Origin of the sequence: Erysipelatoclostridium sp. MSK.23.31, from assembly GCF_019125875.1 — a bacterium.
GTDB lineage: Bacteria > Bacillota_I > Bacilli_A > Erysipelotrichales > Coprobacillaceae > Thomasclavelia > Thomasclavelia ramosa.
Genome location: NZ_JAHOCB010000033.1, coordinates 16765 through 41910, shown reverse-complemented (window position 1 = coordinate 41910; position 25146 = coordinate 16765). Strand labels below are relative to the sequence as shown.

The window sequence follows — 25146 nt, the reverse complement described above, 5'->3', positions numbered from 1 at the left end:
TATACATAATATACGCGATAAGAATTTACATTTCCTACCATTATGCGAAGTTATATATGTTATATCTACTTTACTAATTATAAGAGGTAAGGAGTTTTTAATATTCCTTACCTTTCTTGATTTTATCCATTTCAAATGAATCATATAAATTTGTTACATATTCACCATTGAAACAAGCTAAACATAAACTACATTTATGTTTTTCTTTATTAAAATGGATAGATTTATCAATTCCTTCTTCAGTAATAAAGGCAAGTGAATCAGCTTCAATATAATTGCATAATTCATTAACATTCAAACGATTAGAAATTAATTCGTCCATGGTTGACATATCAACACCATAAAAACAAGGATATTTGATTGCTGGTGAAGCAATTCTTACATGCACTTCTCTAGCACCAGCTTCTTTTAACAATCGTACAATTCTTTTAGAGGTAGTTCCACGTACAATTGAATCATCAATCATAACAACACGTTTTCCTTTAACAATTGAAGAAACTGCAGATAATTTCATTCGAACCCCCTGCTCTCTCATTTCTTGAGTAGGTTGAATAAAAGTACGACCTACATATTTATTCTTAATCAGACCCATTTCATAAGGAATATTAGCTGCTTCTGCATATCCGATTGCAGCAGAAATAGAAGAATCAGGAACACCAATAACTAAATCAGCTTCTACTGGTGCTTCTTTAAATAATTGTTTACCAGCAAGTTTTCTAGTTGTATGAACATTTATTCCATCTAAATTACTATCTGGTCGTGAAAAATAAATATATTCCATTGCACATATTTTATCAGTAACATCATTTGTATAAAGCTTTGATTTGATTTGACCGTCTTTGACTCTAACGATTTCACCAGGTTCTAAATCACGAACAAATTTTGCACCAACAACTTCAAATGCACACGTTTCTGATGAAAATACATATGCCCCATTAGGCAATTGACCAATAGAAACAGGTCGCAAACCATACTTATCTCTTGCTACATACAAAGCATTCTCAATCAAAATCAAAAAGGCAAATGCACCATCAAGTTTGTTTAAGGAATTACAAATACGATCAATCATATGACCTTCTTCACGCATAATTAAATGACCTAAAATCTCAGTATCTGAAGAACTAGAAAAAATGCTTCCTTTTTTTTCTAAGTCCGCCTTTAAGACATTGGCATTAACAATATTTCCATTGTGTGCAATTCCTAAAGATCCATTTAAGGTTCTAAATAATAATGGCTGAACATTAGCAATTCCACCACCACCAGCTGTTGAATAACGAACATGACCAATAGCATGATCACCTTTCATTTTGCTAATTTTATCTTGATCAAATACTTCAGTAACTAGCCCTTCACCCTTTTGAATTGACAAAGCTTCTTTATTTTTTACAACAATACCAGCAGCTTCTTGCCCCCGGTGTTGTAAACTATGTAATCCATAGTAGCACATTGCTGCAGCATTTTCATATCCACAAACTGCAAATACTCCACATTCCTCATGTAATTCTCGATCTTTTGAAAACATTAACTAACCTCCTCTTAAATACTTTTACATTTTATAATGCAGAGATAGGTTAGTCAATAAAAAATAGGTATTATAGGCACTCATTTATATAAAATTTATTATCTTGACAACTATTTTTTAAAAAATTGGTCAACATTGTACATATATACGTACAATCACCAATTATTTCATTGTTTAAATCACTTTCAATAATCAGTTCTTTGTTTGTTTTTGATAAGAAACAAACGATTTTATTTAGACTTTCATAATTAGTATAGATTATTTCACTGACCTCAATTTTAGAAGCACTTTCATGATAAATTGCATATCCAATTATTTTAGCATTATCATAAAATAATTTTATTTGATCGTTATAAGCACGGCAACGTGCAATTAAGTAATTTTGGTAATAGTCGATATCTCTTTTACGATAACCATTAAAATCTTTTGTGAAATCATTATATAATTTAAGTGAATTTACAAAATCCAGATCTTCAATAACTGTTAAATCATAATCATTTTGATATGATTTTTTGTCAACATTTGTAATTTTATGATAATAATCTTTATTAAATCCAAAATTATAATAAATTTCTGGCATGTAAGCTTGAAGTAAAATCTTTTGACCAGCATATTTTGGCAAGTTAAGCACATAGTTCATTAACTTTTTCATCATTCCTTGCTTTTGATAATTCTTATTAGTAGCAACACCAAGAATAAAGTATGCCTTTATCTCCTGATTATCCAGAACAATGGTATATGGGACTATTTGCATCATTGAAACAAGGAAGTTGTTATTTTTTAATAGATATGTATTTTCTTTGCTGTAACATTTCATAAAATAAAAGTTAGTTGTTTGCTTGTCTTCATCTTCAAAACTATCACGCCATAGGTCAATAATTGAATGCAGATCATTATCTGCTGCCGGCATAATTGATAGGTTACTAGGAACAATATTATATTTCTTAACCATTTTAACTGGGTGCAGCATTTGTTTAGCACGGCGTAGTGATTCTAATCCCATATCTTCCTCACGGTTAACAAATTCATAACCCTCAAAATTTCGTTCTAGGAAGAATTTACCAATCGCCACATATAATCCTCTAATATCTTTATTAGCCTTCTCTACGTGAATTTGAACGGTACTGTGTTTAAGTGGGGAACCAATAATAAATGCTTCTAACTGTCCGTTAATGTAAATACAGCCAGTTTTTATTTCCAATTCATGACGATGTACTAACAAGTAGACAATCCCGATATACTCAGAAATAACACTCTCTTCTATTCGATGAGAAAAATCCCATTTTTTGAGACACTGTAAAACATTATCAACATCTTCATCTTCAATTTCTTTATAAATATAATTCGGATTTTCTTTAACAAACGCATTAAAGTGATTTCTTCTCTTTTGCATTTTTTTTCCTGCCAAAGATTCTAGAGATTTTTTTGTATAGACATAATCATCAAAATCTTCATTATGCAAATACAAAAACTTATCTCCATATCTTTCTTTAATTAAACTCATAGATTCTTCAACAGCTAAATCGATTCTAAAAAGAAAGTTATGCTCTTTAGCATAGTTTTGCATATATTCGATTGCTTCATAGTAGTACTCTGGTTTGCAAAAAGGCATTGCAAAAAACTTTTCGTCTAAATATGTGTGTAACATAACCATGAAATTATCTTTTATTTCATAATATATTTCATATTCATGATCCCACATCATCATTGTGACAAAATTAGAATTATAGCCCTCATAATTTGCATCGTCTAAATATTTTTTTATTTTGTGATAATCGTTTAATAATAATTTTCGCATATTACTCCTATTGTTTTATTTACCTAGCATTGCATTAATAAATTGTTTGGCAGTTCTTCCTGAAAATCCACCGTGACGAATTTCCCAAGTTAATGCTTTTTGATGCAATTCGTTACGCTCCATCATTAAACCATATTGTTCGGCTAAACCATCAACAATATCTAAATAATTTTGACGATCTGGATGCATAAATAAAATTTTAACACCAAATCTTGAACTTAATGATGTTTTTTCTTGTTTAGCATCATTTACATTAACCTCATCCTGATCTTGACGATCACCCCATGTTTGTTTTACTAAATGACGGCGATTACTTGTTGCATAAATCAAAATATTATCAGGTTTCTTTTCTAACCCGCCTTCAATGACTGCTTTTAAGTATTTATACTCAATTTCAAATTCCTCAAACGATAAATCATCCATGAATAATACAAATTTATAATTACGTGACTGTAATTCTTGAATAATACTAGGAAGATTTATAAACTGATGTTTATAAACTTCTATCATTCTTAGACCATCTTTATAATATTCGTTTAATAAAGCTTTAATACTACTTGATTTACCAGTTCCACTATCACCGTATAATAAAACATTGTTTGCTTTTTTTCCTGCTAAAAATGCCTCGGTATTTTGGGTAAGTTTTTCTTTTTGGCTTTCATAACCAATCAACTGATCTAGTCGCCCATTACCTATATGTATTATAGGACTAATTTGCTCATTTTCATAACGAAATGCTTTATTTAATCCAAATTTTCCAACTCCATACGTTAAAAAGAAGTTTTCTAATACATTATAAAATGATTCAACATCATTACAGGCAGTTAAATTGTCCTGTAATGTTTTTGAAACTTCGAATAGTTCAATATTAATGACAGGCTTTGAAGGTGTGAATCCTGTTATCAAATTTTGTTGTGCTAATGGCAAGACACTAAAATCCGTATTAAACATTTTGAAAATAATCTTAAAATCATTCATAACAATTTCTTTTAAATTAGCAGCTATTGTTTTTTTTCTTTCTAATGCTAGAGTAAACGAATTTTCATTATTAATTAACAAATAAGTTAATAAACTATTAAATAGATTATCGTACAAGTTGTATTTTTCAGCTAATTTAATTAACAATGAAACAAATTTACTGCTATTTTCAAGTTTCCCATCTACTACTTCAGTATATAATGCAAAACACTCAGCAATATCTTTATTTTTATACAATGGATTAAAAACTATTAAATCATTCATTTTACATTTTCCTTTCAATATAATGAAAAAGACGAGTTAACGTCTTTTAATTTTTAAAACTATGAATTGGTGCAGGAATTCTACCACCACGATTAATAAATTCAGCACATCCAAATTGGTTTACTGGCATTACAGGTGCATAACCCAATAGTCCCCCAAATTCTACTACTTCACCAACATTTTTACCGATTACAGGAATAATTCTAACAGCTGTGGTTTTTTGATTGATCATACCAATTGCCATTTCATCGGCAATGATTCCAGATAAAGTAGTGACTGGAGTATCTCCAGGAATCGCAATCATATCAAGTCCAACTGAACATACACATGTCATAGCTTCTAATTTTTCAAGTGTTAATGCGCCACGGTTTACAGCATCAATCATACCTTGATCTTCACTGACTGGAATAAATGCTCCACTTAATCCACCAACATATGAAGAAGCCATAACGCCACCTTTTTTAACTTGATCATTCAAGATTGCTAATGCAGCTGTTGTTCCTGGAGCACCAACACTATCCAAGCCCATTCCTTCTAAACAATCGGCGATACTATCACCGATTGCTGGAGTTGGAGCTAATGATAAATCGATGATTCCAAAAGGAATCCCCAATTTTTCCGACGCTTCTAAAGCAACTAATTGACCTACGCGAGTAATTTTAAACGCAGTTTTCTTGATAATTTCACATAACTCTCCAAAATCTTTTCCTTTGGCATTGGCAATAGCATTTTTAACAACACCCGGGCCACTAACTCCAACATTTATAATTGCGTCTGCTTCACTAACCCCATGGAAAGCCCCAGCCATAAATGGATTATCGTCAGGTGCATTGCATAAAACAACTAACTTAGCACAACCAATAGAATCATTTTCCTTAGTTAAATCTGCAGTTTCATGAATGATTTCCCCCATTAATTTTACTGCATCCATATTAATACCAGTTTTAGTTGATCCAACATTTACCGAACTACAAACATTACTAGTAACTTTCATTGCTTCAGGAATTGAACGAATTAATAATTCTTCCGCCTTTGTCATTCCTTTGGAAACAATTGCTGTATAACCACCGATGAAATTAACTCCAGTTTCATGAGCACATTTATCCAATGTTTTAGCAATTTTAACAAAGTCCGCTGTTGATTTGCAAGCATTAGAGCCAACAAATCCAATTGGTGTTACTGAAATTCTTTTATTGACAATAGGAATTCCATATTTCATTTCGATTTGTTTACCCGTAGAGACTAGATTCTTAGCTACGGTAGTAATTTTTTTATAAATATTTTCACATAAAACATCAATATCATGATCCATACAGTCTAATAAACTGATCCCTAATGTAATTGTTCTCACATCAAGATTTTCTTGCTCAATCATTTTATTTGTTTCTGCTACTTCAAATAAATTAATCATTCCGATTCTCCTTAAATACGATGCATTTTATTAAAAATGTTTTCATGTTGTAATTTAATATTTACTCCGATTTCTTCACCTAATTTATCTAAATCTTCACAGATAGTTCCAAATTCTTCGGTAATTGAACTTAGTTCTACAATCATCATCATGTTAAAATAACCTTGAATGATAGTTTGAGAAATATCCAAGATATTAACTTGTTTTTCCGCTAAAAAACTACAAACCTTAGCAATAATTCCTACTTGATCTTTTCCTACTACTGTAATAATCCCCTTTTGCATACTATTACCTACCTCCTAATTATTTAGGATATTATATCATAGTTGTATACAATATAAAACCCCTATTTCTTGAAATTTCGTCAAAATAAAAACGGATAAATTTTATCCGTTTTTATTTAATCGTAAGGAATTATCTTCCCATTAATTTTTTAGCAAATTCGTAAACAGCTTTACCATTCATCATTCCGTAATCTTTCATTTCAATTACATCATAAGGAATATCTTTTCCAGTATCTGCAATAATTTTTTCAACTTCTTTTTTTGCATATCTAACTTGTGGGCCAAGTAATACACAATCTACAGTATCAATAATTTTTTCACCTTCTGTCAAAGGTAAAGCAAAGATTTCTACTTCTTCTCCAGCTTCTTTTGCTGCTACTTCCATTTTTGTTACTAATAAACTAGTAGACATACCTGCAGCACATACTAACATAATTCTTGTTGCCATAACTAACTCTCTCCTTTATTGTTAAATTTCATATAAAAAGGGCATCACAAAAAACGCCCGTTTTATCTTTTGTTATTTCAGTTTAAGCTTTTTGATTACCCAATCATTTTCATTGCAGCTTCAAATACAGCTTTACCGTTCATAGTTCCATAATCTCTCATATCGATTACATCAACAGGGATAGCTCCTGCTTTACGTCCAGCAGCCAATTTTTCAATAGCAGCTTTTTGGAATCTAACTTGTGGGCCAAGTAAAATACAATCTACTTCTTCTAATACTCTTGGTGCATCAGAGAATGGTAATGCAAAAATTTTACATTCAACACCTGCATCTTTAGCAGCACCTTCCATTTTTGTTACTAGTAAGCTAGTAGACATACCTGCTGAACACACTAATAAAATAGTTTTCATAATAATATACACTCCTTTTTTTTTACCTAAATTAATTTTACACCGAATGGCTTAGAATGTAAACACTTTCTTGGCTGAAATGCTTTATTTTTTTACAATTAAAAATGAATTTTTTAGTAAAAAATAACTTCTACTCTTAGTTAATAAATCTTGCCATTTTAAAATTTTCCTTGTTAGAATCATCAATTTTTAAAGCTCTTTAACACCGTTTTTTTGAAGTGGAATTATAAAAAAAGAATCTAAAAATTTTAATTTTTCTTTTATAAAATATTTCAAATAAATCTTTTTTTATAGTATAACAGACGCTATTCTTCTGTACTTGTCTAGACCATTGGTGTCAAAGAATAATTATCTTTATTTTTATCCTTTTTCAAATATGTTATGATAGATAAAGAAGGAAGTGATTTTACATGCAGGTATTAGTAATTAGTGATACTCATTTACAAAATGAATTATTTCAAAAAATTAATCAAACATATCCTAAGATGGATTATTATTTACATTGTGGAGATTCATCCTTAAAAAAAGATGATTTCTTGTTAAACAAATATTATACTGTAAAAGGTAATCATGATGATGAAGATTTTCCAGTCAATATTATTTTAGAAATTGGAAAATATCGCTGTTTAATTACTCATGGAAATGCTTACGATATATACTACGGAAATGATAAAATAAAGCAATATATGATTGCTAATAATATTGATATCTGTTTTCACGGACATACTCATGTTCCTGCATATACCCAAATTGGTAACCGTTATATTATTAATCCAGGCAGTGTGATGATCAATCGAGGTTCATATGGTTTCGGAACCTTTGCAATCGTGGAAATCGGTGATACTATAAAAGTAAATTATTATAATAGTGAAACTTTTGAAGAATGCTCAAAAATGGTTCTAGACGATGGAAAAATCGTTTTAGAAGAATTTAAGCAAATACTAAAATAGAAGTGAGATTTAAAATTTCTCACTTCTATTTTTTTCTTCATTTCGCTTACGTTTATATTCAATCATAAACATTACTTCTTTTAAATCTTCATCCGGTAACTCTGTTAACAACCGTGCGATATTAGCAATATTATAGTAGTCGTATTTTTTACCACTCATTATTTCTTCTACACTTCGTCCATATAAGTTAGAAAATATTCTTAATTCCCCTACTGTAATATCCCTCTTACCATTTTCAATATCTGAAATGGCTGAATGTGGTACTTTTAAATAAGCAGCAACATCCTTTTGTGTCAGGTGTTTGAAATTCCGATAAGATTTTAATCGTGCCGCTAAATCTTTATCAATCATCATTATACCTCCGATAAATAGATTTTAGCATTTTCCTTATTTTTCTTCAATAAGATTTTGTATATTTATAATTTATTTCGACAAATAATAATTTTTATTTATATAATTAGATAATTAGTCATAAAAATATCCATTAGTTAGTTTTGTTTTTAAACTAATTTGTCGAGGTTTAGCAAACATAATATTATTTTTGAAATCCCTAAATACAGCTTTGGTGATTTCTGGTGCTTCATTACTAAATGAAAGCAAAATAAAATCAACTTCTAGTTTTTCTAAATGATCAATGTAAAGACAGTGACTATTGAATATTAAGTTATTACAGTCTTGATCTGGGAAAATATCAAATTGTTCACCTTTACGATCAATTAAAGTAAACTTTCCTTGTTTACAAAGATTACATTTGATTTTTTTACAATTAAAATAATGATCACTTATTAAGCAGTGTTTTAGATGCATATTGATTGTTTTGCCATACACTGTCATTATAATATTTTGTTTAATATTATTTAAATGATTAACTTGTTTTCTACTCATCTCGAGAGAAAGAATAGCATCATGATTATTAAAATAATTCAAAGCATAGCTATTATAAAGGTTGAAAGTACTATCTAAAATACATTTTTTATCTTTAAAAATTTGTAATGCTCCATAGTCACCTACTAAAATACTATTTATCTTATTGTATGAGACACTATTTTTAAACTTGATTAAAATATCCTGATTATTCAAAAAGCTTGTAAATGGGATTATTTCTTTATTTACAGAATGCGCTAAACTTATAGCTTCATCAAGTTCTTCGTTGATAGGAAAATAATATGCATCCACTTCCTCTGTTAACAATGCTTTTAATTGTGCCAAATTATAAATTTTTACCACAATCCCTTTAATTTGTTTATTAATATGATTATGTTTAGTTTTAATCATTGGTTTTTTAACTTTTTTTATCTTTACTATCATATTAGAAAGTTCATCTATTGCTTGACGACGCATTTCATTAATTTCTTTAATACTAAAAAAACCATTATCAGGAAAGTCAATAGTAATATCATTTGCCTTAAATACTGTATTTCCTAATTTTCCTAATTGTTGTCTGATTCTTTGAGGATCTAATGGCAATTTAGCTGCTGATTCAATTAGAAGATTAGAAACTTTTTCAACTTTTAAATCTTTATAGTTGATGGTTAATCGTGCTGGTTCGTTGATTTGACCTGAAAATGCCATAGTTACTGTATTTTTAATATTTTCATTTTTATAACTTGCTAAAGCTTCATTGATTAGATCTATATCAATAACCTTATATACTGTTTCATTCTTTTTTACTGGGGTATTCAATTCGATTTCAACAATATCACCAGCATTGCCTTGATTAATCAAATTATTAAATAAATATAACTTTGTAATAGTTCGAGTAAACCCAACACTCTTGAAATTAATCCGATCTCCTTGTTTCAACTTATCTTGTAATTGAATTTTTACAATTTTTCGATGTTTATCATAATCTATCACTGTACCAACTTCAATTCCTCGGTTTCCAGGATAATCTTTAGCCACAAAATTTTGATCTTTTAAAATATATCCACCAGTGAATCCACGGTTGAACATTTGCTTCATTTTTTTTATACGCTGCTCAAATGCATTAACTGTCGTATTTTTTAAATATGCATCTATTGCTTCACGGTATTGTTTAACGATTGTAGCAACATACTCAGGTCGTTTCATCCGTCCTTCTATTTTAAATGATGTAACACCAGCATCAATTAATTGCCCAATATTCTCAAAGGTACATAAATCTTTAGGTGATAATAAATAGCTTGGAATTTTATCTAAATTCATACTATCTTTTTGCAATTTATAAGCGAGCCGACAAGGCTGTCCACAAGCGCCTTTGTTTCCACTTCTTTTAGCAATCATACTCGACATTAAACACTGTCCCGAATATGACATACATAGAGCACCATGAACAAACACCTCAATATCTAGAATTGTGTTTTGACAAATATCAGCTATTTCATCAAGTGTATTTTCGCGCGCTAAAACAACACGATCAACACCAGCATCTTCAAAATATTTAACTGCTGACAAATTATAAATACTAGTCTGTGTTGACATATGAATTTCAAAATCTGGAAAGTATTGTTTAACAAAACTCATCAGTCCGATATCTTGAATAATTAAAGCATCAACTTTTATTGTTTGTAAAAACAAAAGATAATCTTGTAGTTTTTCAAACTGATTATCTTCATATAAAGTATTTACAGTTACATAAATTTTAACGTTGCGTAAATGGCCATATGCAACTGCAGCTTGTAATTCCTCGCGATTAAAGTTTGTTGCAAAAGCTCTGGCACTAAATTCATTTCCTCCTAAATAAATTGCATTTGCACCATTTTGAACCGCTGCTACTAAAGCTTCATAACTTCCAGCTGGAGCAAGTAATTCTATATTTTGCATATGTATTAATGCTCCGTTTCTGCAATTAATGCTATACACATTTTAGCTGACGCTTGGGATGCTTTTTTTAAATATTCATCAAATTGGACAGAAGAATCTCCCTTACCAAAAACATCACTTAAAGAACGTGTAATAATAAAACTAGTCCCGAATTTATAGCATGTTTGAGCAATTGCTGCTGCTTCCATTTCAGTACATTTTGCATCAGGAAAATTATTTTTAATGCGTGTTGCTACTTCCGGTGTAGCAACAAATTGGTCACCAGAAACAATTAGACCAATTTCGCAATTTAAATTTAAGTTTGATAATATTGTTTTAGCTTGAGTAATTAGTTGACGATCTGCTTCTATTCTTGGGGGTAAACCTGGAACTTCACCAATCACTCGATTGGGAAATGCCGTAATATCAAAATCATGTTGACAAACTTCATTAGAAATAACTATATCCCCAACTTCTTGAGTTAAACACAATCCACCAGCAGAACCGATATTTATGACATAATCTATTTTATAGTTAGTCAGTAATAAAGTAGTACAAATAGCAGCATTAACTTTTCCTACTCCACCCTGTAACAAAACGACTTGGCGCTCTTTTATCGTTCCTTGATAAAATGTACAATCAAGAATAGAGCGTGTTTCAGTAATCTCCATATATTCTTTAATTGCTGCCACTTCTTCTTCCATTGCTCCGATAATTCCAATCATTCTACTTACCTCCCCTTCTTTTATGACATATAAAAATAATTCTTTGTGATTTATCATGATATTCCTCAAACTCACCATAATATTGTACATCCGTAAAACCTGCCTGTTTCAATAAGCTAAGATAAATTTCAATATCGTAAGTTTGCTGATAATGCATTTCTTTTATATGTTCATTATTTTCCTTATCAATTATCTCAATTTCATGTTCCACTTTACCAAGAGCAGTCTTTTCTACATGCCATTTAAAATAGAAATCATCAGCATCTTCTTCTTCAAAATAGCCATCTAGAATTTCATCCATCTTATAAAGACTATCAACATCAAATATAAAGGTTCCATTATATTTTAGTGATTCATATACATTTTTAAAAGTTCTTAATACTTTCTTTTTACTCAAAACATAATTAATTGAGTCACAAAGGCATAAAATCAAATCTACTGCTTTATCGGTTACAAAATCAGTCATATCAACTCGACCTAATAAAAGATTAACATCTGCTTCCATTGCTTTCAAACGTGAAACTTCAAGCATATCTTTAGAAAGATCAGTTGCATAAATCTCTTTACCTGCTTTAGCTAAACGAATTGCAATTTCACCAGTTCCACACCCAAGTTCAAGCACGCTTTTAAAATCAGCGTGCTCATTTATAAACTTGAAATAATCATCATAAAATTGTTCATCCATTAAGCTGTCATAGTAATAAGCAAAATTTTCGTATGACATTAAGCTAAATATTTTGATACGTCAATTCGTGGCATATCAGACCATAATTTCTCAAGATTATAACTGTTTCGTTCGTCAGCATCAAATATATGCACAACGATATCACCATAATCCATCAATAACCACTTGCTATTGCGTAACCCTTCAATTTTTTTAACTTCATAACCATTTTCATGACAGCTGTCTTCGACACTGTCACGTAAAGCATTCATCAATCTCTCGTTACTTGCTGAACAAATCACAAAAGTATCAAAAATAGGACTAGCTAACTGCATGTCAATTACTACAATGTCCTCTGCTAATTTATCATCTAATGCTTTTATAATTACTTCTAATTTATTCATTAATATCTCCTTTTGCATATTTATTATAAATTTCAAAAAAACATTCATCAATTTTTCGCCCTTTTTCATGGGAAAAATCATAAAAATCTTGTAAACACCCTTTAAAGCCAGCAACTACATCTTTTTTGCATAATGCAATTTTTTTTGAAGAATCGTAATCTCGACTTGGATCGTATTTATCAGCTTCATAAATACACATATCAAGTTTTGACATATATAAAGAAGCAGTTGTATGATGCCTAATTGCTTGTAATATTTCAGGATCATCAACTAAATACTCATTTTTTGCAACATATTCAGATAACCATTGATGCCAAACCGCCTCTGGTTTATTAAGATAATCTGGATAATTTTTTTGCATTATTACAACAGCTTCATCATGAGGCATTTCTTTAGCAATATCATGAAGCATTCCTGCTACATATGCTTTTCTACCATCTAGATTATTAGCTAATGCAATTTCTTTAGCTAAATGAGCCATGCTCACTGTATGACGATAGCGTTTTAAAGACATTTTATTTTTCACAATTGTTTCTAAATAAATACCATTATTAACAATATATTTTAAAACTTCAGGATTTAAAGCATGTAATGCACCATTCCGGATATTATTACTAGCGTCATCACTGGCAACCAAATCTAAGTGAATAAAATTATATTTATCTAAATTATCATTAATTTGATAACCTATGCGATCGAATACCACTAATTGAGCTAATTGACTCAATTCTTTAGCAGCAATCCATTTATGATATAAACTTGCTTGATCCATTCCCATCATAAAATATAACTGATCATTTGGATATATTTTTTTTAGATATCTAATTGTATCGATCGTATAATTTTTTTTACTACTATCTTGATCAATCTCGTAGCGGCAAATTTCAACATTTTTATAGCGCTTTAAAGCAATTTCCAACATCGCTAATCGTTGTTGTTTAGTTGCTCCTGTAGAGTCTTTCCATGGGTTGTTAGCAGTCGGCATAACTAAAATTTTATCTAACTTTAATTGCCTGATTGACTCTTCAATCACGCGTACATGAGAACGATGAATTGGGTCAAAACTACCGCCAAAAACACCTATTTTTATCATGGTAATTTATAAATTTCCTTTTCACTTGGGCGATATAAAATAATTGTTCTTCCTAAAATTTGCACAACATCTGCTTTTGTTTTCATACTTAACTCTAGCGCAATCTCATTTTTTGAATCAGCACATGATTCAAGAATTTTTACTTTGATCAATTCATGAGCTTCTAGAGCATCGTCAATGCCTTCAATTTGAGTTTGATGAACTCCTTCTTTACCAATTTGAAAAATAGCATTTAAATTATGTGCTATCCCTCTTAAATATCTTTTTTGCTTTCCTGTTAACATAACCCGATTCCTTTCTAAATTAATGCTTCTCTAATAAAAACACCAACACCTTGTGGTGCATGAACTCTAACATTGGCATTGGGACAATTAACACTGACAAATCCTAGACCGGAAATAACAATATCAATTTTACCCTCTGGTAATTTAAAATCATAACTTGCCATTTCATTAATATCCTTAATACTTTCAATTTCCGGCATCAGAGTCAAGTGCCGATTATATAAATTATCACTGTTTCCCAATTTAGTTCTATGAATTTTTAATAATTTTGGAAAAAAACAAGTAAAAGAACTACGCGGTCCTTTAATGAAATCAACGCGTGCCAACCCACCAAAATATAGTGTTTGTTGGTCGTTTAATTGAAAATTAATTGGTCTTAATTCGCTTTTAGGAATAATTATTCTCAAATCTTCATCTTTAACTAAATGAGCCATCTGATGATTATTAATGATACCAGGCGAATCATATAAATAATTTTTATCATCTAGTGGAATTTCAATTAAATCAAGCGTTGTTCCAGGAAATTCACTTGTTGTTATTAAATTATCAGTTACTCCTGCATAATGTTTTAATAAAGAATTAATCAACGAAGATTTCCCGACATTAGTAACTCCAACAATATAAACATCTCGACCATGACGATATTCATTAATCTTATCTATTAATAAATCTAAATTATAATTTTTGGTTCCACTTGATAAAATAACGTCAATAGGTTTAATTCCTGATTCTTTCAACTGTCTTCTTAGCCAATGCTCAATTTTACGATCTTTTAGTGATTTTGGCAAAATATCTCGTTTGTTTCCAAGAACTAAAATATCATTATTATTAAGATGCCGTGATAATCCATTTATTAAGCTGCCATTATAATCAAATAAATCAACTAAATAAACAACAAGACAATCATGATTTCCGATTTCTTGAAGAATTTTTAAAAAATCATCACTAGTAAGATCTGTTTTTTGTAATTCATGATAATTTTTTAAGCGAAAACAGCGTTTACAAAGAATTACATCTTTTTCTAAAGCATTTTTAGGCACAAAACCTATCTTTTTTTCGTCTTCACTTTGAATTATGGCTCCACAGCCAAAACATCTAATCTCTTTAGTCATACTATCTCCTTTTCAAACCACTCCCATTGTACCTTATTTTAAGCCAATTTTAAAGTAAATAATCGTTAAAATAAAACTTGGTATAATTTTATTTATTTGGATGAATATAAAGATTTTTGTCCTAAATTAAAAGATTGACAATATATATGTATTAGAGGTGAAATATAAATGTTTTCAACATTATTATCCTTACTTACTAATGGTTTCTTTGTCTCATACATTAAATCAAAATCTTTTGAGTTACCACTAACAGCTAAAGAGGAAGAAAGATATCTTGAACAGTTTTTTAATGGTGACAAAGAGGCTCGGAATGTTTTAATTGAAAGAAATTTAAGATTGGTAGCTCATATTGCTAAAAAATACGAGAACAATAAAGATATGCAGGAAGATCTGATTTCAATTGGAACAATAGGACTGATTAAAGCAGTCGATAGTTATAAACAAAACCATAAAACTAAGTTAGCCACTTATGCTTCCAGATGTATTGAAAATGAGATATTAATGCATCTTAGAACTAATAAAAAGACTAACTTAGATATTTCATTAAATGAGACAATCGGTATTGATAAGGATGGCAGTGAAATAGTTTTAGGTGATATCATTGCCGCAAAACAAGAGGAGTTTATCGATATAGTAGATAAAAAGGATACTTTAGATAAATTTACAACATATTTTAGTGTTCTTGAACCCCGCGAAAAAGATACTTTGATTATGCGTTATGGCTTGAATAATACCAAAAAGTATACTCAAAAAGATATTGCTAAAAAATTAAATATCTCACGTTCTTATGTTTCACGTCTTGAAAAACGTGCATTAATTAAATTATTGCGTGAACATATGAAAGAAAAACCGTAAATTATATAATTTACGGTTTAAAAATCATCTTCTTTTAGAATATCTTCTAGAGATATTTTTTCATATTTAATTGGTTCTGTTTTTTTGGGTACTTTAACAACCGCTTTATTTTTGGTAGTTTCAACCTCATCACTTTCAAAATCATCTAATAAGGTATGCTCTTTGGGTTGTTTAAAGATTTCTAAATCAACTTCGGTTTTCTTAGCTACATCATAATCACTTGTTGAAATTGGAGAATTTATATAAACATCATCAATTACTTGATTAGCCGTTAATTTATTAGCTACACTTGGTTTTTGCTCAAGATTAGCATTATTATAGTCAGTTGCTTTAAATTCAAATGAAGTCTGATCGTTTAAAGTGACTGTAATTAATTGTGAATTATCAACAATTACGGAATCTTTTACATAAATAATTTTAGATTTAGGATTCTTATACAATAAAGTTCCTTTTGTAGCACGATTGCAAGGTGTTATATCGCCAATTTTAATTCGTTTAACCCCACCTTCTTCGCTAATAACGATTAATGAACTGCTAACTAATGGATTAAAAATATTGAGACTAACTAACTCATCATTTTTTAAATTTACAGCTCTAATCCCAGCGGCTTTGATTCCAACGATTGAAACTTCTTGCTCTGAATATAATGCTCCATACCCAGCTTTAGTCGTTAAGATAATTCCTTGATTATTATCAGTCAATTTAACATCGACTACCCGATCATCATTCTTTAATCCCATACATTTAAGGGGCTTTGAATATCGAGTAACTTCAAAATCTTTTAAATTCGTCCGTTTGATTTGACCATTTTTTGTTGCTAGCATAACGTACAATGGTAAATTAAAATCTTTTACCAAAATAGTTCCGATGATTTTTTCACCAGCATTTAGTTTTACTAAATAACTAACATGTTTACCAGCATCTTTCCATTTAAATTCTTCAATCTTATGAACTGGAATAAAGAGATAATTTCCAGCATCAGTAAACAGCAATAAATGATCTAACGTATTGGCTTGATACATTGAAACTAGATAGTCATTTTCTTTTTTGCCGAACGGAATACCTTCACTAGCCTTGATAGAACGATTACTAATTCGCTTAATATATCCATCACGGGTAATAGAAACATTGATATCCTCAGATAGGATCATTGCTTTCTCATCTATTTTAATTTCTTGAACCTCATCACGAATTTTTGATAGACGTGGCATTGGATATTTTTTCTTAATACCTTTTAATTGATCAATAATAACTTTACGTAGAACCTCATCACTGTTTAAAATATTATTTAAATATGCAATTCGATTATCTAATTCTTTATTTTCATTTTCCAATGTGACAATATCAGTGTTTGTTAAACGATACAATTGTAACATTACAATTGCTTCAGCTTGTTTTTCGCTAAAACCATATTTTTCAATCAAGTTATTTTTAGCATCGCTTTTATCTTTTGATTGTCTAATTGTTTTTACAACCTCATCTAAAATTGAAATTGCTTTAATCAATCCTTCAACGATATGTTTACGCTCATTAGCCTTATTAAGATCATGAATTGAACTTCGTGTAACAACATCTATTTGATGTGCAATATAGCCATCTAAAATCTCAATTACCCCCATTAAGACTGGTCGCTTATCTTTGATTGCAACCATATTATAGTTGTAATTTTTTTGTAGATCAGTATTTTTGTATAGATAGTTAAGAGTATTTTGTACATTTATATCCTTTTTTAAATCAATAACAATCCGTAATCCAGTACGATCAGATTCATCACGAACTTCGATAATTCCATCGATATTGCGATTAAATCGAATTTCATCAATTTTACGAACTAATTCTGCTTTGTTTACTTCATAGGGAATTTCAGTAATAACGATTTTATTCATCGTTTTCTCTTCAATCATTTCACTAGTACTACGAACAATCACTTTCCCACGGCCACTTTTAAAGGCATTTAAAATTCCTTGTTTTCCTTCAACAATAGCTCCAGTTGGAAAATCTGGACCTTTAATAAATTCCATTAGTTTTTCCAAAGAACAGTTAGGGTATTTAATTCGATGAATCGTTGCATCGATTACTTCTTCAAGATTATGTGGAGGAATATCTGTTGCATAACCGGCCGATATTCCCGTTGCACCATTTACTAATAAATTTGGATAGGCCGCTGGTAATACAGTTGGTTCATATTCTGTATCATCAAAGTTTAAAGACATTAATACTGTATCTTTATCTAAATCTTTTAGTAATTCAACAGCAATTGCTGATAGACGAGCTTCAGTATAACGCATTGCTGCTGCCGGATCGTTATCAATAGATCCATTATTTCCTTGCATATCAACTAATGGAACACGCATTTTCCAATCTTGGGATAAACGGACCATTGCATCATATACTGATATGTCTCCATGAGGATGATAATTACCAATAACGTTCCCAACTGTTTTTGCTGACTTACGATATGGTTTTGAATATAAATTTCCTTCTTTATACATCGAATAAAGAATCCGGCGCTGTACTGGTTTTAAACCATCACGAACATCAGGTAAAGCACGATCTTGAATAATATATTTAGAATATTTTCCAAAGCGGTCACCCATGATAGTTTCTAATGACATAATTATTTTTTTATCCACGCTTATTTTCTCCTTACTCAATTGCAAAATTATCTTCTAATGTAAATTGGACATTTTGTTCAATCCATTCTCGTCTTGGTTCTACTTTATCACCCATTAATACAGAAACTCGACGTTCAACAATTGCCGCATCTTCAATTGATACTTGAATTAAAGTCCGAGTTTCTGGATTCATAGTTGTTTCCCATAATTGAGAAGCATTCATCTCCCCAAGTCCTTTATACCGTTGTACATTATATCCACGACCAATTTTCTTCTTTGCTTCTTCTAATTCGTCTTCTTCCCAAGCGTAAACGATATCTTCCTTTTTCCCACTTTTCTTTGACACTTTATAAAGTGGTGGTAAAGCAATATATACTTTTCCTGCAGTAATTAGATCTCGCATATATCGATAGAAGAAAGTTAGTAAAAGAATTTGAATATGGGCACCGTCGGTATCAGCATCGGTCATGATGATTACTTTATTATAATTACTATCTTTTTCGTTAAAATCAGCTCCAACGCCAGCCCCAATTGTATTAATAATTGTTGCAATTTCTTCATTTTTTAAAATGTCAGCCATTGCTGCCTTTTCAGTATTAACAACTTTTCCTCGTAATGGTAAAATTGCTTGATATTTACGATCGCGACCTTGTTTTGCACTACCGCCTGCTGAATCTCCTTCGACTAAGTATAGCTCTTTACGTTTTTTATCTTTAGATTGAGCAGGTGCTAATTTTCCACTTAAAATTTTTTCTTGACGTGGGCCTTTACCTTTACGAGCAGCTTCTCGAGCTTTACGTGCCGCATCACGAACTTGAGCAGCTTTAATCATTTTCTTAACAAGATTATCTGCTGTTTCTTTATGCTCTTCTAAAAAATATGTAAGTTTTTCATAAACTACTGTATCTACAACATTTCGTGCCTCTGGCGTTCCTAGTTTAGATTTTGTTTGTCCTTCAAACTGTAAATAATGTTCAGGTACTTTAATTGAAATAATTGCCGAAAGTCCTTCACGAACATCATTTCCTTCTAAATTCTTGTCCTTTTCTTTTAATAACCCATATTTACGAGCATATTCATTAAACGTTCTAGTTAAAGCTGATCTAAATCCTGTTTCATGAGTTCCACCATCACCAGTTCTAACTAAATTCACAAAAGATAAAGTAGTTTCTTGATAACCACTAGTGAACTGCATAGCGACATCAACTTCTATTTCATTATTTGTACCCTCAATATTAATAATTTCATTAAGAGTCTCTTTTTCATAATTTAAATATTCAACAAATGCTGTTAAACCATTATCGTATTGATAACTTATCTCTTTACCTGTACGTTCATCAACTAAATCAATTTTGATTCCTTTTAAAAGGAACGCACTTTCCATCAATCGTTCACTAATCGTAGAAAAATTATATTCATAAACTGAAAAAATGCTTGAATCGGGCATAAAATGAATCGTTGTTCCAGTTTGATTTGATTTACCAATCACTTTTAACTTCCCAACTTTACTACCACCATCTTCAAATCTTTGCTGCCAAACTTTTCCATCACGATAAATTGTTACTTCAAGCCATGAAGATAGTGCATTAACGACCGACGCCCCAACTCCATGTAATCCGCCAGAAGTTTTATAACCGCCGTCTTCGTTAAACTTACCACCGGCATGTAAAATCGTAAGGATTACTTCTGTTGTAGGCTTACCTGAAGCATGCATCCCTGTCGGCATTCCCCGACCATGGTCAGTTACTTTGATACTGTTATCCTTACAAATCGTTACTTGTATATTATCACCAAATCCTGAAAGTGCTTCATCAATTGCATTATCAACAATTTCCCAAACTAAGTGATGCAGTCCGCGTGCATCAGTCGAACCAATATACATTCCTGGTCGCTTACGAACTGCTTCTAAGCCTTCAAGTATTTGAATATTTGACTCATCATAATTACTTTTAGCTGCCATATAATTCATCTGCCTCCTTTAATCACTTGTACCATTATACCTAAATTTTAGGTTTTTTTCAAAGATTATTGCATTTTTATAATGATAATATATAATAGTCACAGGTGATAAAAAATGGATATAATGATTTCAATAATTTTAATTATACTCAGTTATCTATATGGATCGATTCCCTTTGCATTAGTTATTGGGCGATTAGTCTATAAAACTGATGTTAGAAACTATGGTTCCGGTAATTTAGGGGGAACAAATACTGGTCGTGTTTTAGGAAAAAAAGCTGGTGTTGCTGTAATTCTTTTGGATGCTTCAAAGGCATTATTAGTAATGCTTTTAACTAGTTACTTATGTTCACTATTAAAAATGAATAATGATTTAGCATATATATGTGCTTTAGCTTGTGTGATTGGGCACTGCTATCCTGTTTTTGCAAATTTCAAAGGCGGTAAAGCAGTTTCAACTGCAATCGGTTTTTTTATGGCTGTCAATCCTATAGGTGCTGTCTTAGCCTTAGTCGTTTTCTTCATTGTTCTAAAGCTTTCTAAATATGTTTCACTGTCTTCAGTTTTAGCATCGTCTTCAGTATTGTTTGCAATTCCGTTTTTAAATATGTCAATGACTGGTAAAATCGTAACTGCAGCGGTTATTTTACTGTTAATTTATCGACACAAAGAAAATTTAATTAGAATTAAAAATGGGACAGAAAATAAAATTACTTGGATGTAAATATGCTCGTTAATACATAAAGTTGTGAATTATCACGGCTTTTTTATTTAATAAAAATAAGGATGCATTATCCAAAAAGAGATGCATCCATTAGGTAATTATTTATATGTAATTATTTCACTACTTTTTAGATGACTATCATCACCAATATATTTAATCTTAAATTCTTTTCCATCATATTCAACTTCACTTAAAGAACAACCACGAACAACATATTTATTGATTTTTGTTAATTCGGATGTTTTATAATTAAGCATTATTCCGTGAAGAATAATAAATAACATCCCATGAATCGTAATAAAAATTGTATCATCATGATGTTTTTTATAAATATCATTAAAAAAATCTTTTAACCGCATTTGGACTTCATGATATGTTTCACCACCAGGAGTGCTAACATCATCATCCGGAAGATTCCATAATCGATTATAAATTGGATCATTTAATAATTCATTAATAAGGCATCCTTCGTATTTACCAAAATTCATTTCTTTTAATCGTTCGTCAACAAGAACATGATCAAATAATATTTCACTTGTTGCTTTAGCACGTTCTATCGGACTGCTATAACAATAATCAATTTTAAGTTCTGTGATTCTTGCTTTTAGCAACTTAGCATCTTCTATGCCTTCTGCTGTTAGCGGTGAATCTTGCCATCCCTGTAATCTTTTTTCTTGATTCCACAATGTTTTTGAGTGTCGAGTAAGGTATATTTTCATAAAGTAAAAATAAGGGTTACCCCTTATTTATATTGTGACATAACAGATGACATGATTTTTTTAATTTGAGCCTCACTAGGTTTACGACCCATTTCCATATACATTGCACGAATCATTTTTTCGTTGATTGGTGGATTTTTTTGTAATTGTTTTTTAAACATATAACGTGCTGCGAAAAAACCGATAATCGCACCAACGATTAAACCCAAAATTATATTCAACATATTTATACCTCCAAGTTTTTAGATTGCTCTACCATTATAACATAACTTTTTGATATTTGGTATAAAATATCCAAGAATATATTTGTTTTTTTATTTGCTTCAATAATTATATAGTAATCATGAATAACGCAAATCATTTCTTCTTTTGTTAATTGATTATCAATAACATGTTTATTTTTATCCCGATGATAATCGTATCGGTCTTTTAACTTGTATTCGATAAAGTCACTAACTCCTTCATTATTTCCAAATAAACACTCCATTTGCTTCGTAAAAAAAACATTTTTAGGTTCAATATTAATAATTTGATTTTTCACCTCTGGATATTGTTCAAGTAATCCAACAACATTAGGATTTAACTTATATATTTTATATGTATTCATTTCTATCACCATGATTAGTGTATCAAAGAAAATCTAAATATATTGTCAAATCATGCCCAAAAATCAATAAAAGTGATGTTATTACATCACTTTTACTAGTCCTTATAAAATATCTTTAACGTTTTTTACTACATTTTCAACTGTAAAACCATAGTTTTTAATAACGATATCAGCAGGTGCACTAGCACCAAATTTATTTACTGACATTGTTTTACCATCTAAACCAACATATTTATGCCAACCAAAATCACTGGCCATTTCAATCGATAAACGAGCTCTAACATTGTGTGGAAGAATCTCATCTTTATATTTAGCATCTTGCTGTTCAAATAACTCCATTGATGGCATTGATACAACACGAACATCGATATCTTCTTTCAATAATTCTTCTTTAGCTGCCATTGCTAAATTTACTTCACTACCTGAAGCGATAATAATTGCATCTAATTTATTGACTTCTTTACCTACAATGTAGGCTCCATGACAAACACCTTCGTATGAAGTTGCAGTCATTGTGGTAACATTTTGACGAGTCAAAATTAGAGCTGTAGGATTATTAGTTGATTCAACTGCTAATTTCCATGCAGATGCCATTTCGACAGCATCTGCTGGTCTAAATACTCGCATATTTGGCATTGAACGTAACATTGTTAGTTGTTCAACGGGTTGATGAGTTGGTCCATCTTCCCCAACTGCAATCGAGTCATGAGATAATGGTAAAATGATTGGCAATTCCATCAAACAAGCCATTCTCAAAGCGCCTTTAAAGTAGTCAGAGAAAACTAGGAAACCACCTGCAGATACTTTTATTCCTGTGTGTAAAGTGATTCCATTCATCATTGCAACCATAGCAAACTCACGAATTCCAAACGCTAAATTACGGCCATCATAATTTTCAACACTAAATGTTTTTTCGCCTGCAATATTTGTTTTAGTTGAAGATGCTAAATCAGCTGTTCCTGACATAAATGTAGGATTTTGTTGAGCAACTTCTTGAATCATTTCTAATGAAGTGTTTCTTGTTGCATCGTTATGACCAGGTGAATATTTTTTCATTATTTCATCTAAATCTAATGAAAAGTTCCCAGCAATAGCATTTTCTAATTCTTGAGCAAGTTCTGGATAAGCATTTTTATAGTCTTTCATTAACCGCTGCCACTTATTATAACGATTTTTTCCACGTTTAATACATGTATTAGCAAAATCATCATAAACTTCTTCAGGAACATAAAATTCGTCATGATCAAAGCCATAAGAAATTTTAGCATTTTTACCATCTTCTTTTCCTAATGGATTACCATGAACTTTATTAGTTCCTTCATTACTTGAACCAAAACCAATCACTGTATCAATAATGATCAAAGTTGGTTTATATAATTCTTTTTTTCCTTTACGGATTGCTTTTTGAATTGCACTAACATCATTTCCATCTGTTACACGAATTACTTGCCATCCGATTGCTTCATAACGCTTTTTCACATCTTCACTAAAAGACATTGATAACGGCCCATCAAGCGTAACTTTATTGGCATCATATAAAACAATTAATTTACCTAACGATAAATGCCCAGCTAAAGAAGCAGCCTCATAAGTAACGCCTTCTTGCATATCACCATCTCCGCATAATGCATATGTATAGTGATCGACAACATCATAACCCTCACGGTTATATTTTGAAGCTAAGAATTTTTCTGCTAAAGCCATTCCTGCTGCCATTGGAATTCCTTGACCCAAAGGTCCTGAAGAAGCATCGACACCATCAGTAATATCACATTCAGGATGTCCTGGAGTAATAGAACCCCATTGTCTAAAATTCTTTAAGTCATCAATAGAAATTTGATAACCAGATAAATGCAGCATTGAATATAACAATGCTGAAGCATGACCAGAAGCCAATACAAAACGATCGCGATTAAACCATTTTGATTGTTTGTGATAAAAATCCATTTCCTTAGTAAATAACGTATAGATTGCCGGTGTTGACCCTAATACCATCCCTGGATGACCAGAGTTAGCTTTGTTGATGGTATCAATACCTAACGCACGAATTGTTGCGATTGATAAGCTTGATGTTTCCATTAATTTCTAATTCTCCTTTTTTGCACATAAAAACTTATTCTTATTATACACAAAATCGTATAAATTAAAATAAGTTTTTCGACAAATTATATTAATTTTTTAATTTTTCATCTTTTAGCTTTTGTGGCGTGATATCATTTCCTTCTTCGTCAACAACTTTAACACCCATTAATTGTTGCTTAAACCCACTACGAAAAGCTTTTAAATATTTTTGACGTAATTCTTTTTGTTCTTCTAATTCAGCCTCACTGATTGTACCATCTTTTTTCTTTTTAGCCAATTCATTAATTCTTACAATTAATTCTGGATCTATATTACTCATTTTAATTTTCTCCTTAAATATAAAAAAGGTAGAGAGCTTTAGATATTTCCCTGTTAAGTACAGGTGGGCACCTTTAAATATACTTTAGGATCCCTATTCAAAGACAGGTTTTCAACACCGCAATTTAGATCAGGTTCC

Annotated in this window: 25 protein-coding genes; 3 read left to right on the top strand and 22 right to left on the bottom strand. The window is 30.7% G+C overall.

The features are described from left to right. Nucleotides 1-97: 97 nt before the first annotated feature. The 7 genes from purF to KSU54_RS13585 form a co-directional block, all read right to left on the bottom strand. Nucleotides 98-1522 (bottom strand): amidophosphoribosyltransferase, encoded by a 1425-nt coding sequence (gene purF / locus KSU54_RS13615; RefSeq protein WP_003538353.1) that lies wholly within the window; start codon nt 1520-1522, stop codon nt 98-100. Nucleotides 1523-1592: 70 nt separating this feature from the next. Beyond that, complete coding sequence (locus tag KSU54_RS13610; protein ID WP_003538355.1) at nt 1593-3320, bottom strand: GNAT family N-acetyltransferase; 1728 nt, start codon at nt 3318-3320, stop codon at nt 1593-1595. Between the two features lie 15 nt (nt 3321-3335). After that, a complete protein-coding gene (locus KSU54_RS13605) occupies nt 3336-4562 on the bottom strand; it encodes an ATP-binding protein (protein ID WP_003538357.1) in 1227 nt (408 codons plus the stop codon). A gap of 46 nt (nt 4563-4608) precedes the next feature. Next, nucleotides 4609-5973 (bottom strand): PFL family protein, encoded by a 1365-nt coding sequence (locus KSU54_RS13600; protein WP_008791731.1) that lies wholly within the window; start codon nt 5971-5973, stop codon nt 4609-4611. Nucleotides 5974-5984: 11 nt separating this feature from the next. Next, nucleotides 5985-6257: an ACT domain-containing protein gene (locus KSU54_RS13595; protein ID WP_003538362.1), complete on the bottom strand. Its 273-nt coding sequence runs from the start codon at nt 6255-6257 to the stop codon at nt 5985-5987. 130 nt (nt 6258-6387) lie between these two features. Beyond that, the gene (locus KSU54_RS13590) at nt 6388-6705 is read right to left on the bottom strand and encodes a PTS sugar transporter subunit IIB (protein ID WP_003538363.1); all 318 of its coding nucleotides are present in this window, start codon (nt 6703-6705) and stop codon (nt 6388-6390) included. A gap of 95 nt (nt 6706-6800) precedes the next feature. After that, nucleotides 6801-7115 (bottom strand): PTS sugar transporter subunit IIB, encoded by a 315-nt coding sequence (locus KSU54_RS13585; protein WP_003538364.1) that lies wholly within the window; start codon nt 7113-7115, stop codon nt 6801-6803. A 410-nt stretch (nt 7116-7525) separates the two neighbouring features. Here KSU54_RS13585 and KSU54_RS13580 point away from each other — a divergent pair, with 410 nt between their 5' ends. Next, nucleotides 7526-8065 (top strand): metallophosphoesterase family protein, encoded by a 540-nt coding sequence (locus KSU54_RS13580; RefSeq protein ID WP_003538365.1) that lies wholly within the window; start codon nt 7526-7528, stop codon nt 8063-8065. 9 nt (nt 8066-8074) lie between these two features. Here KSU54_RS13580 and KSU54_RS13575 read toward each other — a convergent pair whose 3' ends face one another. The 8 genes from KSU54_RS13575 to yqeH all read right to left on the bottom strand — a co-directional run bounded on the left by KSU54_RS13575 (nt 8075) and on the right by yqeH (nt 15128). Next, nucleotides 8075-8419 (bottom strand): helix-turn-helix domain-containing protein, encoded by a 345-nt coding sequence (locus KSU54_RS13575; protein WP_003538366.1) that lies wholly within the window; start codon nt 8417-8419, stop codon nt 8075-8077. A gap of 111 nt (nt 8420-8530) precedes the next feature. After that, a complete protein-coding gene (locus tag KSU54_RS13570) occupies nt 8531-10867 on the bottom strand; it encodes a U32 family peptidase (RefSeq protein ID WP_003538367.1) in 2337 nt (778 codons plus the stop codon). 5 nt (nt 10868-10872) lie between these two features. Beyond that, the gene (locus KSU54_RS13565; protein WP_009009920.1) at nt 10873-11571 is read right to left on the bottom strand and encodes a 5'-methylthioadenosine/adenosylhomocysteine nucleosidase; all 699 of its coding nucleotides are present in this window, start codon (nt 11569-11571) and stop codon (nt 10873-10875) included. A gap of 1 nt (nt 11572) precedes the next feature. Beyond that, the gene (locus tag KSU54_RS13560) at nt 11573-12295 is read right to left on the bottom strand and encodes a class I SAM-dependent DNA methyltransferase (protein ID WP_003538372.1); all 723 of its coding nucleotides are present in this window, start codon (nt 12293-12295) and stop codon (nt 11573-11575) included. Continuing rightward, on the bottom strand, nt 12295-12639 hold the full coding sequence (gene rsfS / locus KSU54_RS13555; RefSeq protein ID WP_009301104.1) for a ribosome silencing factor: 345 nt from the start codon (nt 12637-12639) through the stop codon (nt 12295-12297). The genes KSU54_RS13560 and rsfS overlap by 1 nt, the downstream gene beginning before the upstream one ends. Continuing rightward, a complete protein-coding gene (locus tag KSU54_RS13550) occupies nt 12632-13732 on the bottom strand; it encodes a nicotinate-nucleotide adenylyltransferase (protein WP_003538375.1) in 1101 nt (366 codons plus the stop codon). Before KSU54_RS13550 ends, rsfS begins: the two co-directional genes overlap by 8 nt. Continuing rightward, nucleotides 13729-14016: a ribosome assembly RNA-binding protein YhbY gene (gene yhbY / locus KSU54_RS13545; protein ID WP_003538377.1), complete on the bottom strand. Its 288-nt coding sequence runs from the start codon at nt 14014-14016 to the stop codon at nt 13729-13731. Before yhbY ends, KSU54_RS13550 begins: the two co-directional genes overlap by 4 nt. A 14-nt stretch (nt 14017-14030) precedes the next feature. After that, on the bottom strand, nt 14031-15128 hold the full coding sequence (yqeH, locus tag KSU54_RS13540) for a ribosome biogenesis GTPase YqeH (RefSeq protein ID WP_003538378.1): 1098 nt from the start codon (nt 15126-15128) through the stop codon (nt 14031-14033). Between the two features lie 168 nt (nt 15129-15296). On the opposite strand from yqeH, the gene sigK reads away from it, so the two are divergent. Further along, nucleotides 15297-15983, top strand: coding sequence for an RNA polymerase sporulation sigma factor SigK (sigK, locus tag KSU54_RS13535; RefSeq protein ID WP_003538379.1), 687 nt, complete (start codon nt 15297-15299; stop codon nt 15981-15983). Nucleotides 15984-16000: 17 nt separating this feature from the next. Here the strand turns inward: sigK and parC are convergent, their stop codons facing one another. Then, a complete protein-coding gene (parC, locus tag KSU54_RS13530; RefSeq protein WP_008791727.1) occupies nt 16001-18616 on the bottom strand; it encodes a DNA topoisomerase IV subunit A in 2616 nt (871 codons plus the stop codon). A 13-nt stretch (nt 18617-18629) separates the two neighbouring features. Continuing rightward, entirely contained in the window at nt 18630-20558 is a 1929-nt protein-coding gene (gene parE / locus KSU54_RS13525; RefSeq protein WP_029480026.1) for a DNA topoisomerase IV subunit B, read from the bottom strand. A 114-nt stretch (nt 20559-20672) separates the two neighbouring features. Between parE and plsY the strand changes: the two genes are divergently transcribed. Then, complete coding sequence (plsY, locus tag KSU54_RS13520; RefSeq protein ID WP_003538383.1) at nt 20673-21281, top strand: glycerol-3-phosphate 1-O-acyltransferase PlsY; 609 nt, start codon at nt 20673-20675, stop codon at nt 21279-21281. A gap of 98 nt (nt 21282-21379) precedes the next feature. On the opposite strand, the gene KSU54_RS13515 is transcribed toward plsY, so the two are convergent. The 5 genes from KSU54_RS13515 to KSU54_RS13495 form a co-directional block, all read right to left on the bottom strand. Beyond that, nucleotides 21380-22000 carry a histidine phosphatase family protein gene (locus KSU54_RS13515; protein ID WP_008791724.1) on the bottom strand — a complete coding sequence of 207 codons (621 nt, stop codon included), beginning with the start codon at nt 21998-22000 and terminating at the stop codon, nt 21380-21382. A gap of 23 nt (nt 22001-22023) precedes the next feature. Beyond that, entirely contained in the window at nt 22024-22224 is a 201-nt protein-coding gene (locus KSU54_RS13510; RefSeq protein WP_003538385.1) for a YneF family protein, read from the bottom strand. A gap of 2 nt (nt 22225-22226) precedes the next feature. Beyond that, nucleotides 22227-22607: a sporulation inhibitor of replication protein SirA gene (locus KSU54_RS13505; protein WP_008791723.1), complete on the bottom strand. Its 381-nt coding sequence runs from the start codon at nt 22605-22607 to the stop codon at nt 22227-22229. A 102-nt stretch (nt 22608-22709) separates the two neighbouring features. Continuing rightward, complete coding sequence (tkt, locus tag KSU54_RS13500) at nt 22710-24686, bottom strand: transketolase (protein ID WP_008791722.1); 1977 nt, start codon at nt 24684-24686, stop codon at nt 22710-22712. Between the two features lie 91 nt (nt 24687-24777). Continuing rightward, nucleotides 24778-25008 (bottom strand): DUF896 domain-containing protein, encoded by a 231-nt coding sequence (locus tag KSU54_RS13495; RefSeq protein WP_003538394.1) that lies wholly within the window; start codon nt 25006-25008, stop codon nt 24778-24780. Nucleotides 25009-25146 lie beyond the last annotated feature (138 nt).

Bases quoted from the DNA above. Each gene is read 5' to 3' on its own strand.
- KSU54_RS13560 (WP_003538372.1), bottom strand. From the start codon at position 12,295: ATGTCATACGAAAATTTTGCTTATTACTATGACAGCTTAATGGATGAA.
- KSU54_RS13590 (WP_003538363.1), bottom strand. From the start codon at position 6,705: ATGGCAACAAGAATTATGTTAGTATGTGCTGCAGGTATGTCTACTAGT.
- KSU54_RS13595 (WP_003538362.1), bottom strand. From the start codon at position 6,257: ATGCAAAAGGGGATTATTACAGTAGTAGGAAAAGATCAAGTAGGAATT.
- yhbY (WP_003538377.1), bottom strand. From the start codon at position 14,016: ATGTTAACAGGAAAGCAAAAAAGATATTTAAGAGGGATAGCACATAAT.
- KSU54_RS13600 (WP_008791731.1), bottom strand. From the start codon at position 5,973: ATGATTAATTTATTTGAAGTAGCAGAAACAAATAAAATGATTGAGCAA.
- KSU54_RS13570 (WP_003538367.1), bottom strand. From the start codon at position 10,867: ATGCAAAATATAGAATTACTTGCTCCAGCTGGAAGTTATGAAGCTTTA.
- KSU54_RS13575 (WP_003538366.1), bottom strand. From the start codon at position 8,419: ATGATGATTGATAAAGATTTAGCGGCACGATTAAAATCTTATCGGAAT.
- rsfS (WP_009301104.1), bottom strand. From the start codon at position 12,639: ATGAATAAATTAGAAGTAATTATAAAAGCATTAGATGATAAATTAGCA.
- KSU54_RS13580 (WP_003538365.1), top strand. From the start codon at position 7,526: ATGCAGGTATTAGTAATTAGTGATACTCATTTACAAAATGAATTATTT.
- KSU54_RS13605 (WP_003538357.1), bottom strand. From the start codon at position 4,562: ATGAATGATTTAATAGTTTTTAATCCATTGTATAAAAATAAAGATATT.
- KSU54_RS13510 (WP_003538385.1), bottom strand. From the start codon at position 22,224: ATGTTGAATATAATTTTGGGTTTAATCGTTGGTGCGATTATCGGTTTT.
- purF (WP_003538353.1), bottom strand. From the start codon at position 1,522: ATGTTTTCAAAAGATCGAGAATTACATGAGGAATGTGGAGTATTTGCA.
- plsY (WP_003538383.1), top strand. From the start codon at position 20,673: ATGGATATAATGATTTCAATAATTTTAATTATACTCAGTTATCTATAT.
- KSU54_RS13585 (WP_003538364.1), bottom strand. From the start codon at position 7,115: ATGAAAACTATTTTATTAGTGTGTTCAGCAGGTATGTCTACTAGCTTA.
- tkt (WP_008791722.1), bottom strand. From the start codon at position 24,686: ATGGAAACATCAAGCTTATCAATCGCAACAATTCGTGCGTTAGGTATT.
- yqeH (WP_003538378.1), bottom strand. From the start codon at position 15,128: ATGACTAAAGAGATTAGATGTTTTGGCTGTGGAGCCATAATTCAAAGT.
- KSU54_RS13550 (WP_003538375.1), bottom strand. From the start codon at position 13,732: ATGATAAAAATAGGTGTTTTTGGCGGTAGTTTTGACCCAATTCATCGT.
- KSU54_RS13515 (WP_008791724.1), bottom strand. From the start codon at position 22,000: ATGAAAATATACCTTACTCGACACTCAAAAACATTGTGGAATCAAGAA.
- sigK (WP_003538379.1), top strand. From the start codon at position 15,297: ATGTTTTCAACATTATTATCCTTACTTACTAATGGTTTCTTTGTCTCA.
- KSU54_RS13505 (WP_008791723.1), bottom strand. From the start codon at position 22,607: ATGAATACATATAAAATATATAAGTTAAATCCTAATGTTGTTGGATTA.
- KSU54_RS13610 (WP_003538355.1), bottom strand. From the start codon at position 3,320: ATGCGAAAATTATTATTAAACGATTATCACAAAATAAAAAAATATTTA.
- KSU54_RS13565 (WP_009009920.1), bottom strand. From the start codon at position 11,571: ATGATTGGAATTATCGGAGCAATGGAAGAAGAAGTGGCAGCAATTAAA.
- parE (WP_029480026.1), bottom strand. From the start codon at position 20,558: ATGGCAGCTAAAAGTAATTATGATGAGTCAAATATTCAAATACTTGAA.
- KSU54_RS13495 (WP_003538394.1), bottom strand. From the start codon at position 25,008: ATGAGTAATATAGATCCAGAATTAATTGTAAGAATTAATGAATTGGCT.